The organism is Cystobacter fuscus DSM 2262 (genome assembly GCF_000335475.2).
GTDB classification, from domain to species: Bacteria; Myxococcota; Myxococcia; order Myxococcales; family Myxococcaceae; genus Cystobacter; species Cystobacter fuscus.
This window is the reverse complement of record NZ_ANAH02000008.1, coordinates 255,069-268,106: the sequence shown is the minus strand read 5'-3', so window position 1 is coordinate 268,106 and position 13,038 is coordinate 255,069. Positions and strand designations below refer to the sequence as shown.

Genomic DNA, 13,038 nt, shown 5'->3' with positions numbered 1-13,038 from the left:
CGACCCTAGCGGTCCCGGGAAGCGCTCGCCAGGATTCTCGCCCCCCAGGGAAGCACCGGGAAGGGAATGGACGCCGGGAATGGGGCGGGTAGCATGTCCGCTCCCCCACCTCGCCCCGCGAGACGCCCCCGCATGACGCTCTCCCGAGTCGCCCCCGCCACGCTGCTGCTGCCCCTGTTCTTCCTGCTCATTGGCGCGGACGAAAGCGGTGCCCTGCCTGGTAGCTCCGAGCCGGAGGCCGAGGCCGCCGCGCTCGCGGAGGTCGGCGCGGGCGATGCCGGAACCCCGGACGGCGGTCTGGCCGAGGCGGGGGAGGGGAGTGATGCCGGGGTGATGCTGGGCCTGGTGCCCCCCCGGCCGGTGCCCTCGCGCGAGGCGGATCCTCCCATCGCCCACCTGCGCCCGCTTCCCGCGAAGCAGGACGTGCTCGCCCGGGCGAAGAAGGACGCCAAGGGCCGGCTGGTGGTGCCGGGCCCCAACGGGGCCGTGCCGCTGACCATCGATCCCGTGCTCCAGGAGCAACTCAAGCGCACGCTCGAGCTGTACCAGGTGCCCTTTGGCGCGGTGGTGGTGCTCGAGCCCTCCACGGGCCGGGTGCTCGCCATGGCCGAGCACTCGCAGTCGCGGCCGGACCTGCGCGGCCTGGCCACGCGCGCGGTGTTTCCCGCGGCCAGCATCTTCAAGATCGTCACCGGCGCCGCGCTGCTCGAGGCGGGCCTGACGCCCGAGGCGGAGACGTGCTTCCACGGTGGCAAGCGGCGCATCTCCGCGAAGCTCCTGGAGGACAGCGCGAGCGACGGCAAGTGCCATTCGCTCGCCGCCGCCATGGGCAAGAGCGCCAACGTCATCTTCGCCAAGCTCACCCAGCGCCACCTGTCGCCCGAGTCGTTGCGGCACGCCGCGGCGCGCTTCCACTTCAACCGGGACATTCCCTTCCCCGTGCCCACGGACGTGTCGCTCGCGGCCGTGCCGGAGGAGGACGGGTTCCGCTTCGCGCAGACGGGCGCGGGCTTCGGCGACGTGTACCTCTCACCGCTGCATGGCGCGCTGCTGGCGGCCGTGGCGGCCAACGGCGGCGTGTGGAAGGACCCCGTCCTCTTCGAGCCCGGCGCGGACGCGCCCTCCACCCCCGGGGAGCAGGTGCTCTCGCCCGAGGTGGCACGGGGCCTGACGACGATGCTGGAGGCGACGGTCACCCAGGGCACCGCGCGCCGCGTCTTCCGCGAGCGGGGCATGCGCGTGCCGGGCGCGGTGGGCAAGACGGGGACGCTGGCGGACAACAAGCCCTTCCGGGACTACTCGTGGTTCGTGGGCTTCGCCCCCAAGGACAACCCCAAGCTCGCCGTGGCGGCGGTCATCGTCAACGAGCCGCTCTGGCGCATCCGCGCCGCGTGGCTCGGCCGCGAGGGGTTGCGCCTGGGCATGGCCCGCCTGCCTCCGGGCGCCCTCGCGCCCCAGAAGGATGACGCGCCCGACGTGCCCGTGGAGGAGGACTCCGAGGAAGACGAGGCCCAGGAGGGCGACACGCCCGCCCCCGCGGTGGCCACGACGCCCGCCGCGACGCCTCCCGCGACACAGGAGGAGACGCCCGCCGCGTCGGCCATGTCCCAGCCGTGAGGCGCGCGCTCACCGGGGCTTGAGCTGCACCAGCCCCGTGTCCACGAAGGACTGGAAGTACTTGAGCGCGTCCAGCTCGCCCAGCGGCGACATGCCGAGGATGGTGCCCACGTCGCGCTTGCCGTCGATGCGCGAGAGCAGGTAGCGCTCGGGGGTGGTGAGCCGGGTGGTCTTCAGTTGCGCCGCCGTCACGCGCAGCGAGGGCACCTGGGGCGTGTCCAGCATCCGCCGCCGCAACAGCCCCAGCAGCGCCGCCGACGCCGAGTTGAGCAGCGCCTCGGTCTCCGGCGTGGGGGCCTGCTCATGGGCCCGGCGCGCCAGCGCCTCTCCGTCCCAGAAGTTGCCGTTCTCCAGGTGGGACTGGGCCGCCTGGATGAGCTCGAGTGTTTGGGACTCGTCCCCCACCACGCCCACCTCCAGGTCCTTCACCTTCTCCTCGAGCTCGGGCGAGGCCACCGGGCGCACCCGTCCCGGAGGGGGCGCGTTCACCACCCGGATCGCCTCCCGCCGGTAGAGCGCGTACAGCCGCTGGTACACGAGGAAGTCCGAGGTGTGCAGCGTCTTCACCAGCTCGTCGATGCTCAGCCCCTCGCGCACGCGCTCCACCAGCGTCGCGTCCAGACTGCCGGCCCGGGGCAGCTCCGGCAGCCGCGACTCGTCCACCTCGAGGTAGGCGCTCCCCGAGGGAAACGCCGCCCGGAGGGACTGCCACGCCGTCTCGCGGAACTCCCCCTCGCGGTGGATGTCCATCAGCTCCACCCCCGCCTCCACGCCCTCGAACTGCGGCACCGCCCCCGCGTCGAAGGAGAACTCCCCCTCCTCCCAGCGGAACATGTCCAGCAGCGTCTCGCGGAACTTGAGCTGGAGCGTGCTGCGCACCGTCACCTCCGACACCCACCCGAGCAGCACGAGGATCTGCCCCAGCGGCACGTTCGCCTCGCTCTGCTGGGCGTGGGCCTGGGCGAACTGCTCCGCGTTCAGGTGCCCCATGTGGATGAGGAACTGGCCCAGATATTCCCGCGTCTGGTTGGAACTCGCGCTGAGCACCTGCCCCTCGCGCAGGAGGATCAACTTGCGCACTCCCGCGCGCGTGACGCGCAGCGTTCCCGAGACCCGCCGGCTGCCGAGGTAGGCGACGAGGTCCTTCAAGGGCATCGTCGAGAAGTCACCTGACAGACCGCGCATCGCGTCACATCCTCACGAACGAATGATGGTCCGAATCTACTCGAAACCCCACTGCCACCTCTGTGACCAGGCGAGGGAGGTGCTCGAACGCGTCCGCGCCCGCATCCCCTTCGAGCTGGTGGAAGAGGACATCCGTGCCAGTCCCACACTCCTCGCTGCCTACCGCTATGACATCCCGGTGGTCATTTTCGAGGGAATCGCCACCTTCAAGCACCGCCTGAGGGAAGAGGAGGTCGAGGAATGTCTCCGGCGAGGCGCGAGTGGCACGCACGTTGCTGAATCCAAGGGCCAGGGAAAGTAACTCCCTTCCCATCTCTAGGAAAAACAGGGGGATGGACGGAGCGGCGGACGGGCAGGGGTGGGTAGGGCTGTAAACCTGGGAACTAGTCCCGGGGATCCATTGAAAAAGGTTCAGGTCGAGGAGGTCGCGGTGGTGTGGAGGCACACGAAGAAGGCCGAGCAGGCGCTCACGGTGCTGGTGGTGGAGCCGCGGGCGACGGACCTGGAGCAGACCCGGATGACGCTCGGCGAGGCGGGCTTCCGGGTGGTTCCGGTGACGCGCTTCGACGCGGCCAGTCCCCTGTTCGAGGCCATCCGCCCGGACGCGGTGGTGCTCGCGGCCCAGGGGCCGGACTTCGCGGCGGTGCAGGTGGCGCGCCGGCTGTCGCGGATGTGCCGCGGCACGGTGCCCATCCTCTACCTGGTGGACTCGCTGGACGTGGCCGCCGTACGCCACTGTCTGGACCAGGGGCAGGGGATGGACGTGGTGACGCGCTCGAGCCAGGGCGAGGCGCTGGTGTTGCGGCTGCGCGCCCAGCTCCGGCTGCGCTCGGCGGTGCGCCAGGCGATGCTGCCCACCGAGGCCCACTCCTCCGAGGCCCTGAGCGATCCGCTCACCGGCCTGTACAACCGCTCCTTCCTGCTCGAGCTCATCTCCCTGGAGATCCGACGCACTGAGCGCTTTGGCGGAACCTTCTCGCTGGTGGCCGGCTCGCTCGATGACTTCCGCGCGCTGCGCAAGGAGTCCGGCCGCGGCATCGCCGAGCGCCTGCTCGTCTACAGCTCGGTGGTGTTCGGCCAGACGGTGCGCGAGGCGGATGTGGTGGCGCGCGTGGGCGAGGAGGAGTTCATGGTGCTCCTGCCCGCCACGCCCGCCGAGGGCGTGCCGGACGTGATGACGCGCGTGCGCGAGCGCTTCGCCCTGGCGCGTTTGCAGGTGGAGGGACGGGTGCTGCGTCCCTCGCTGACGTTGGGCGCGGTGAGCTACCCGGACATGGTGGGCTCTCCCGTGCAGCTGCTCAACGGGGCGTTGCAGGCCCTGCGCAGGGCTCGCGACACGCGCCGGAGCGCCGAGCTGGAAATGATGGTCTGACACGGGGACGCATCCACGATGGACGTCTCACGGAGTGGAATCGAGATGGATTGGGCGAGGGGAGGCGTGGGGATGGATCGGATCGCGGTGTTGGTGGTGGACGACGAAGAGCAGGTGCGTACCTTCCTCGCCGAGCTGCTGGGCAGCTCGGGCTATCAGGTGCGTTGCGCGTCCAGTGGCGCGCAGGCCCTGGAGATGCTCTCCGGGGGCTCGTTCGACGTGGTGCTGCTGGACGTGATGATGCCGGAGATGAGCGGCCTGGACGTCCTGCGGCGCTACCGGGCCTCGGGCGGCAGCGCGCCCGTCATCGTCCTGTCGGCGCTCTCGGGCGCGGATGACGCCATGCGCGCCATGAAGCTGGGCGCCAGTGACTACCTGTCCAAGCCCTTTGGCGGGGACGAGCTGGAGGATGCCCTGGCGCGCGCGCTCGGCAACCGCCTGCCCGCGAAGCAGGCCGCCACGAGCGCTCCGGTGATCCACCCGGCGACGAAGGACGATGGCGGCGGCGAGCGCATCCTCATCTCGCACTCGCCCGCCATGCGCCGGGTGCGCGCGCTGGTGGAGCGCATCGCGGACACGGACGTGCCGGTGCTGCTGCTGGGCGAGTCCGGAACGGGCAAGGAGGTCATCGCCCGCGAGGTCCACGCGCGCAGCAACCGCCGCAACCGTCCCTTCATCAAGGTGAACTGCGCGGCGCTGCCCGGCGAGCTGCTGGAGAGCGAGCTGTTCGGCCACGAGCGCGGCGCCTTCACTGGCGCCACGGCGGAGAAGCCGGGCAAGTTCGAGCTGGCCGACCAGGGCACCATCTTCCTGGACGAGATCGGCGAGATGGCCATCCGCCTCCAGGCCAAGCTGCTGCAGGTGTTGCAGGACGAGGAGTTCTTCCGGGTGGGCGGCAAGAAGAGCGTCCGCGTGGACAGCCGCGTGGTGGTGGCGACCAACCGCGACCTGGAGCGGGAGATCGAGCTGGGCAACTTCCGCGAGGATCTCTTCTACCGCCTGAACGTGGTGGCCATCCGCCTGCCCGCGCTGCGCGAGCGCCCCGAGGACGTGGTGCCGCTGACGGACCACTTCCTCAAGAAGTACGGGCGCGGGTTCATGAGCGGCGTGGCGGAGCTGCCGCCCGAGGTGCTGCGCGCCTTCACCGAGTACGAGTGGCCCGGCAACGTGCGCGAGCTGGAGAACATGGTGCGCCGGCTGTGCGTGCTCAAGGACTCCACGCTCGTGCTGGACGAGCTGCGCGCGGGAGGCCGGACGCCCGCGAGCGCCCCGTCGCTGCCCACGTCCTACGCGGGCGACGGCGAGGTCGACGCCCCCGCGCCCACGCCGCGCGCCGTGACGCCGGCCCCGCTGCCGGGCGTGGCTTCGTCGGTGCAGGTGCTGGAGATGCCGGCCCGGGGCAACACGCCCCCGGTGGAGCTGTCCCCGGGATACGCGGTGACGCCCGCGCCGGTGCGCTACGCCAACCCGTTCGACGCGCCCCAGCCGCCTCCTCCGCCGCCGAGCGTGCCCGAGGCGGAGATGTCGCTGAAGGAGATTGGCAAGCGCGCGGCGATGCTCGCCGAGCGCGAGGCCATCCTCGCGATGCTCCAGCGCACGGCGTGGAACAAGCGCCGCGCGGCGGGCAAGCTGCGCATCAGCTACAAGGCGCTGCTCTACAAGATCAAGGAGTGCGGCATCATCGATCCTCGCGCCGCGGCCGAGTTCTAGGCCGCCTCCGGGCGCCTTCGCGGGCGCCCTCTCGGGTCGTCAGTCCACGCGGATGACGACCTTGCCGAAGTGCGCGCCGCTCTGGAGGTACTCGAAGGCGGCGCGGGCCTCGGCGAAGGGGAAGACGCGGTCCACCACGGGGCGGATGCCGTGCAGGGTGAAGGCCCGGTTGAGCGCCTCGAAGGACTGGCGGTGGCCGACGAAGGTGCCCTGCACGCGCAGGTTGTTCATGAGAATGGGCGTGACGGGCACCGCGCCCGCGCCGCCGCTGAGCACGCCGATGACGGACACGGTGCCACCGGTGCGCACGGCGCGCAGCGAGCGCTCCAGCGTGCCCGCGCCGCCCACCTCCACCACATGGTCCACGCCCACGCCTCCGGTGAGGCTCCGGGCCGCCTTGTCCCAGTCGGGCGTGTTCACGTAGTTGATGCCCTCGTGGGCACCCAGGGCCCGGGCGCGCTCCAGCTTGTCGTCCCGGCTGGAGGTGAGCAGCACCCGCGCGCCCATCATCCGGGCGATCTGCAACGCGAAGAGCGAGACGCCTCCGGTTCCCTGGAGCAGCACGGTGTCTCCGGCCTTCAGTGCTCCCTGGGTGACGAGCGCGCTCCAGGCGGTGACGGCCGCGCACGGCAGCGTGGCGGCTTCCTCGTCAGACAGGTACGCGGGCGTGGGCACCGCGCCCTCCTCATGGAGCAGCATCGTGTCGGAGAGCGCCCCATCCACGGGCCCCCCGAGTGTCTGGGCCTGTGAGGCGCGCGTGGGCTCGCCGCCGAGCCAGTTCTGCGCGAAGAGGCCCATCACCCGATCGCCCACCTTCACGCGGGTGACGCCCGGACCTACGGCGTCCACCACGCCGGCTCCGTCCGAGTTGGGCACCAGGGGCAGCTTCTGCTTCGGGTTGTACTGACCCCGCACCATCATCAGGTCGCGGTAGTTGAGGCTCGTGGCCTTCACCCGCACGCGCACCTGGAAGGGGCCAGGCTGTGGGTCCGGCCGCTCACAGCGCACCAGCTTGTCCAATCCGAATCCACCGCGAATCTCGTAGGCGTTCATGGCCGGGGTTCTAACGCACCGCTCGTGAGGTGGGAGACCCTCGGGGCGGGGCGTGACGAGTAGCAAGCAGAGCGGTCCCTGGCCGAGCCGCGTCTCGGGTAGAACGTCACCGGAGGAGGGCTGGACACATGTACCTGGGCATCGACGTGGGGACGTCATCCGTGAAGGCCGTGCTCGTGGACGGACACGAGCGCATCGTCGCCAGCGCCAGCGCGGCCCTGGAGGTCACCCGGCCGCATCCCGGCTGGTCCGAGCAGGAGCCGGACGCGTGGATTCGTGCCCTGGAGCACGTGCTGGACGAGCTGTCCGCCACGCACCGGGAAGCCCTGGCGGCCGTCGAGGGGATGGGGCTGTCAGGACAGATGCACGGCGCGGTGCTGCTCGCAGCGGATGACAAGCCGCTGCGTCCGGCCATCCTCTGGAACGACGGGCGCTCGGAGGCCGAGTGCCGCCTGCTGGAGGAGCGCTGTCCGCGCTCGCGCGAGCTGTCCGGCAACCTCGCCATGCCGGGCTTCACCGCGCCGAAGCTGCTCTGGGTCGCCGAGCACGAGCCGGACGTGTTCGCGAGGACGCGCAAGGTGCTGCTGCCCAAGGACTACCTGCGGTTGTTCCTCATCGGCGACCACGTCTCCGAGATGTCGGATGCGGCGGGAACGCTGTGGCTCGACGTGGCGAAGCGGGACTGGTCCGACGCGCTGCTCTCGGCCACGGGGCTCACGCGCGAGCACATGCCGCGCCTGGTGGAGGGCTCGGAGTCCTCAGGCCGGCTGCGGCCCGAGCTCGCGCGGCGCTGGGGGATGAACCGCGCGCCGGTGGTGGCGGGAGGGGGAGGGGACAACGCGGCGAGCGCGGTGGGGATTGGAGCGGTGAAGCCCGGGACGGCGTTCGTGTCGCTGGGCACCTCGGGGGTGCTGTTCGTCTCCAACGCGCGCTTCTCTCCGAACACCGAGGGCGCGGTGCATGCGTTCTGCCACGCGGTGCCCCGCACGTGGCACCAGATGGGCGTCATCCTGTCCGCCGCGGCGAGCCTGGAGTGGTTGTCGGCGCTGCTGGGCGAGCCGGCCCCCGCGCTCATCGCCGCGGTGGGCGAGCGCGTGCGGGCGCCGTCGCCGGTGAAGTTCCTTCCCTATCTGTCGGGGGAGCGCACGCCGCACAATGACGCCGGAGCGCGCGGGGCCTTCGTGGGACTGGCGCACGGGGACGGACGCGAGGCGCTGACACAAGCGGTGATGGAGGGCGTGGCGTATGCCGTCGCGGACTGCATGCGGGTGCTGGCCGACGCGGGGACGCGGGTGGAGCGGGCATCGGCGGTGGGTGGGGGCTCGCGCTCACCGCTCTGGTTGAAGATCCTCGCGAGTGTGCTCGACCGGCCGCTGGATGTGCATGCCGAGGGGGACTTCGGAGGCGCGTTCGGCGCGGCGCGGCTGGGACGGCTCGCGGCGACGGGGGAGGATCCGTTCGTGCTCGCCGTGCCGCCGCCGGTGGCCCGGGTGGTGGAACCCGACGCCGCGCTCGTTCCCCGCTATGCCGAGGAGTACGCGCGCTGGCGCCGCCTCTATCCTGCGCTTCGGCAGGATCGTTAAATGGGAAGACCGAAGAAAAACGATGGATCCCAAGCTCTTGAAGAGGCATCCCTTGTTCCGGAGGAAGCTGCCTGATGGCTGGCAAGACCAAACCCGAAATGCAGCCCCGGTCTAGTGGGCCGCCTCGCATCGAGTACCTGCGGGTCGAGAACTACCGCGCCCTCAAGGCTGTTGAGTTCAAGGATGTCACTCCACTCACCGCCCTCCTTGGGCCAAACGGCAGCGGCAAGTCGACCGTCTTTGATGTCTTCAATTTCCTCTCCGAGTGTTTCCAATTCGGGTTGCGCCACGCATGGGATCGCCGTGGACGTGCCAGGGAGTTGAAGACGCGCGGGCAGGACGGCCCGGTGGTCATCGAAATCAAGTACAGGGAGCGTCCTGGGCTCCCCATCATCACCTACCACCTGGCGCTTGATGAAGGATCCAAGGGTCCGTTCGTTGTCGAGGAGTGGCTGCAATGGAAACGAGGGTCCTATGGTGCTCCCTTTCGTTTTCTCGATTACAAGAATGGGCAGGGTTACGCCATCAGCGGCGAGCTTCCTGATGAGAAGGAGCAACGCAAGGAGACACCGCTACGGTCGCCCGACCTGATCGCCGTCAACACGCTGGGTCAGTTCGCCGCGCATCCACGGGTCGCCGCGCTCCGCGAGTTCATCACCGATTGGTACGTCTCCTACCTGTCGATCGACGATACTCGTGGACAACCCGAAGCTGGGCCCCAGGAGCGCCTCAGCAAGACTGGCGATAACCTTCCGAACGTCATCCAGTACCTCAAGGAGCAACATCCGCGTCAGTTGGATCAGATCTTCGCGATTCTCCAACGCCGGGTGCCACGCCTCGAAAAGGTATTGGCGGAACCCATGCCGGATGGTCGCCTGCTTCTGCAAATAAAAGATGCGCCGTTCGAGCGCCCGGTGTTGTCGCGCTTCGCTTCGGATGGAACGCTCAAGCTACTCGCCTACCTCACGGTATTGCATGATCCCGCGCCTCCCCAGTTCGTGGGCATCGAGGAGCCCGAGAACTTCCTGCATCCGCGCCTTCTGCCCGAACTCGCGGAGGAGTGCAGAGCCGCGACCGAGCGTTCGCAACTCCTGGTGACCACTCATTCGCCGTTCTTCCTCAACGCCTTGAAGCCGGAGGAGGTCCGTGTCCTCTACCGCAATGAGCAGGGTTATTCCCAGGCCATTCGGGCGTCAGACATCCAAGGGGTGCCCCAGTTTGTCGAGGCTGGTGCGTCCATGGGTCATCTATGGCTCGAGGGCAGGTTTGGTGTCGGCGATCCCCTGGTAAACGCGGGAGCCCCGCGGAAAAAGGGGGGACGGGGATGAACGTCGAACATGTAGAGGTGTTTGTTGAGGAGCCCTCCATGGAGGCATTACTCCGGCTTGTCTTGCCGCGAATGCTCGGCGACACCTCATTCGAGGTCTATCCTCACCAGTGCAAGGATGAATTGCTGATGCGACTCCCGGAGCGCCTGCGGGGTTACGCGAGCTGGCTTCCGGAGACGTGGCGTATCGTGGTGGTGGTGGACCGCGATGATGACGACTGCGTTGCGCTCAAGCGTAAGCTTGATCGTCTTGCCTTGGAAGCTGGCCTCCCCACGAGGTCAGCACCCAAACAAAAGGGCTACGCTGTTGTCAATCGAGTGGCGATCGAGGAACTCGAGGCCTGGTACTTCGGCGACTGGGATGCGGTTCGAGCCGCCTATCCTCGGGTAAAGCCAACCATTCCATCCCAAGCCAGATACCGCGATCCCGATGGCATCGCGGGCGGTACTTGGGAGGCCTTTGAGCATGTGCTCAAGAACGCGGGCTATTTCAAGACCGGGCTGCGGAAGATAGAGGTGGCCCGAGCGGTCGGCGAGCACATGGTTCCTTCTCGGAATCTGTCTCGGAGCTTCCAGTCTCTACGGATCGCGCTCAGCGAAATGGCATTCGCCAACTCGGGTGCGCCCTGAGATACACCCACTGGCGCCGCCTGTATCCCGCGCTTTGTCAGGCGTGATGAGAGGGAGGGGTAGATGGTGAATTCGAAACCCGTGAGGAGTTCGAGAGCGGTTCTCTGGGCTGGCGCATGGTCGTGGCCATCCCGGATGAGGCTTGTGGGAGCTGTTTTCATCGTCGCGTTGCTTGGTTTTTCTTGTTCCGCTCCCGCGTCTCGGATTCCCGTGCTCTTTCAATCAGGGGGTGTGGGGTCTCCTGGCCCTCGAACCGCGCTGTGTCAGTCTTGCGGTGCGGCCTGTGCTACCACGGTCAATCCCAGCACTGGCGAACTCCTTGCGCCAGCGGTATCCCGAACCGGTCAGGTCTTGGACAAGATGGTCAAGGCATCAGATGCCGTACAGGGCCTTGTCAAATTCGAGCGGGCCCTGACCGGTGCGGAACTGGATCACGTGGAGAAGGTTTTGAAGGAGTGCGTTGCTCAGGCGCATGCTGATGTCAACGTGTCCTACCAGCAGCCGGGTGGCTTCAAGTTCAAGAATGGGAAGTTCCCTGATGATGTGGAGTGCAAGAAGATCGTCGGAGTTGATGCCGCGGGCGAAAACGTCACCCTCGCGCAAGAACTCGGACGGCTCAAACACGCCGCGGCCTTCGCATGTGTCAAGGCTCGCCTCCCTCCAATCATTCGAGACAACTTCGCAGTAGAGCCTCGCTACAAGCCAGATCCCGAGACGAATGGAGTGGTGCTGACGAACAAGGGCCCCAAGACGCTTCATCCGGATTTTGTTGTGCACGGCACCCGGAATGCCACCGATGTTCAATGCGTCTACGAATTGAAGTTTCCCTGCCTGTCCAGCAACAAGCTGGACCCATTCACGGTAGCGGGCGCGGAGGCGCAGTTGAGAGCCTACCAGAAGCTCACAAACCGTTGCCCGGCCGCCATCGTCTCTCCCGAGGGGCTTTTCGAACTCCGCATATGATTCGCCCTCCGCGTATCCGTCATCGAGGACTGCCTCCCGTGCGTCATCGCTTGTGGAGTGGGGAGTTACCCCGGCTGCGGAGGGAGTTGCTCGCGCGGGACGTGGTCCGCTTCGCCTTCTATCTTCCGCATGATCACCCCGAGATCGCGGAAGGGGTGAGCCACGCTGTCGAAGCCTACATGCGCGGGGTGGGACAGGGTCCCAAGACCATCTGCCATGCCTTCACCAATGACGACGAAGGCGATGCCTTGACCGAGGCGCGATGGAACTATGTTCGTCGGCTTCTCTCGCCCGACCGTCCGTTCCGGTTCATTGAAGAACTTCCCGAAGACATCGCCGATCGGATGGAGAAGCGGGGTTATGCGACGCGAGTGCTCCTGGATGGAGGTCTTCGCAGCCGCAACGGCTATGAATTCCATTATCAGGCTCGAATTCCCTGGCGCACGCCTTCGTTGGATACAGTGAGCCTCCTGTTCGCGACGCTCCCCACCGAATACCTGCATGAGCATGGGCCAACGAAGGTGCGAGAGCTTGCCCTGGAGATGGCTTCCCAGCTTCGATTCGCCTCGGGTCATGTTGGATTCGCGCTCCGCTTGTATTGGCCCTTGCGCCGTGCGGATGAGTCCATCCGTGCTGAACTCGCCCGTCATCCGGGCATTGACTTACGGCCCGCCTGGTTCGAGGAGCAGCACCTGGGGGAACGAGTCGATGGCGTCCATTGGCTCAACTTTCTCGGCCAGCCTGTACTCGGCGAAGCCGGTGGGGCTGAGCTGTTACGTTCGCGCTTGCAATCCGCTGATGCGACGGTGCACGAATTGGACGAGAATCGCGTCATGGTCTCTCTGGGACAAGGGCCCGAGGCTGGAGACCTTGCCTCGGGACACGATCTGCCAACGTACCGAGAATTCGCACGGGTGCTCGAACCCTGGTTGGAACCACTCCCCTTGACTGATGCGACTGGGGAGCAGGGGAACCTCCATGACGCCATGGGTTTTACCCAGGAGGAGGTCCGGAGGTGGTCACGGCGCTTCCTGGATTGATTTGATGACGTAGGGCTTCCGCTTCATTCCTCGCGACAGAAGAGCCGCTCGGACCGGGTGGAGCAGATGAAGTCCGGGCCTTCAGGACGAGGCGTGTGCTTGCCCGACCTGGCTCCGGCTGGGAGTACGTCACAGAGCCACATGCCTCGCCGGCCTTCGGGGTCGCAGCTCAACCGGGACACCTTCTCGGCGGGCCCGAGCGCGTAGACACGTCGGCTCTGGGCGCAGAGTTCTTCGTACCTACCTGGAGTCTCGCATTGGAGCCAGGGCGCGTCCGATTCGCGTAGCACGAGTGATTCGCAGCGCCGCTGGAACACCAGGGCCGAGCACCGAGGTCCCCCTGTCGTGCTGCTATCAAAAGACATTTTACGGAAATGGGTCCCGTCCGACACGAAGGCGTCCACGAGGTATGAATCCACCCCCTGGCGCGGCATACGTACCAGGAAGGGGGTACGTGCCTTCAGGGACTCGCGCACGCACTGAAGGATAGGGGGGACGGTGTCCTGCTCCGGTGCGGTCCCACAATCCTTCAAATCCGCCGCACCGCTCTTGCGCAAC

At 67.6% G+C, this 13,038-nt stretch carries 11 protein-coding genes; 9 read left to right on the top strand and 2 right to left on the bottom strand.

The annotated features are described in order from the left end of the window. The first annotated feature begins 132 nt into the window (after nucleotides 1–132). Complete coding sequence (locus D187_RS15985; protein WP_002632609.1) at nucleotides 133–1,617, top strand: penicillin-binding transpeptidase domain-containing protein; 1,485 nt, start codon at nucleotides 133–135, stop codon at nucleotides 1,615–1,617. Between the two features lie 9 nt (nucleotides 1,618–1,626). Here the strand turns inward: D187_RS15985 and D187_RS15980 are convergent, their stop codons facing one another. Further along, nucleotides 1,627–2,802 (bottom strand): DUF4388 domain-containing protein, encoded by a 1,176-nt coding sequence (locus D187_RS15980; protein WP_002632610.1) that lies wholly within the window; start codon nucleotides 2,800–2,802, stop codon nucleotides 1,627–1,629. A 22-nt stretch (nucleotides 2,803–2,824) separates the two neighbouring features. On the opposite strand from D187_RS15980, the gene D187_RS15975 reads away from it, so the two are divergent. The 3 genes from D187_RS15975 to D187_RS15965 all read left to right on the top strand — a co-directional run bounded on the left by D187_RS15975 (nucleotide 2,825) and on the right by D187_RS15965 (nucleotide 5,884). Further along, a complete protein-coding gene (locus D187_RS15975; protein ID WP_002632611.1) occupies nucleotides 2,825–3,103 on the top strand; it encodes a glutaredoxin family protein in 279 nt (92 codons plus the stop codon). A gap of 99 nt (nucleotides 3,104–3,202) precedes the next feature. After that, nucleotides 3,203–4,174 carry a GGDEF domain-containing protein gene (locus D187_RS15970; RefSeq protein WP_245591731.1) on the top strand — a complete coding sequence of 324 codons (972 nt, stop codon included), beginning with the start codon at nucleotides 3,203–3,205 and terminating at the stop codon, nucleotides 4,172–4,174. Nucleotides 4,175–4,246: 72 nt separating this feature from the next. After that, nucleotides 4,247–5,884 (top strand): sigma-54-dependent transcriptional regulator, encoded by a 1,638-nt coding sequence (locus D187_RS15965; protein WP_043430113.1) that lies wholly within the window; start codon nucleotides 4,247–4,249, stop codon nucleotides 5,882–5,884. A 39-nt stretch (nucleotides 5,885–5,923) separates the two neighbouring features. Here the strand turns inward: D187_RS15965 and D187_RS15960 are convergent, their stop codons facing one another. Continuing rightward, nucleotides 5,924–6,937, bottom strand: coding sequence for a zinc-dependent alcohol dehydrogenase family protein (locus tag D187_RS15960; protein ID WP_002632614.1), 1,014 nt, complete (start codon nucleotides 6,935–6,937; stop codon nucleotides 5,924–5,926). 128 nt (nucleotides 6,938–7,065) lie between these two features. On the opposite strand from D187_RS15960, the gene xylB reads away from it, so the two are divergent. The 5 genes from xylB (at nucleotide 7,066) to D187_RS52360 (ending at nucleotide 12,480) form a co-directional block, all read left to right on the top strand. Further along, the gene (gene xylB, locus D187_RS15955; protein ID WP_002632615.1) at nucleotides 7,066–8,520 is read left to right on the top strand and encodes a xylulokinase; all 1,455 of its coding nucleotides are present in this window, start codon (nucleotides 7,066–7,068) and stop codon (nucleotides 8,518–8,520) included. Nucleotides 8,521–8,594: 74 nt separating this feature from the next. After that, nucleotides 8,595–9,848 (top strand): AAA family ATPase, encoded by a 1,254-nt coding sequence (locus D187_RS15950; RefSeq protein ID WP_002632616.1) that lies wholly within the window; start codon nucleotides 8,595–8,597, stop codon nucleotides 9,846–9,848. Then, nucleotides 9,845–10,477 carry a DUF4276 family protein gene (locus D187_RS15945; protein WP_043430021.1) on the top strand — a complete coding sequence of 211 codons (633 nt, stop codon included), beginning with the start codon at nucleotides 9,845–9,847 and terminating at the stop codon, nucleotides 10,475–10,477. The genes D187_RS15950 and D187_RS15945 overlap by 4 nt, the downstream gene beginning before the upstream one ends. Before the next feature lie 351 nt (nucleotides 10,478–10,828). Further along, the gene (locus tag D187_RS55165; protein WP_155893375.1) at nucleotides 10,829–11,440 is read left to right on the top strand and encodes a hypothetical protein; all 612 of its coding nucleotides are present in this window, start codon (nucleotides 10,829–10,831) and stop codon (nucleotides 11,438–11,440) included. A gap of 101 nt (nucleotides 11,441–11,541) precedes the next feature. Then, nucleotides 11,542–12,480: a type VI immunity family protein gene (locus tag D187_RS52360; protein ID WP_245591730.1), complete on the top strand. Its 939-nt coding sequence runs from the start codon at nucleotides 11,542–11,544 to the stop codon at nucleotides 12,478–12,480. The last annotated feature ends 558 nt before the right edge of the window (nucleotides 12,481–13,038 follow it).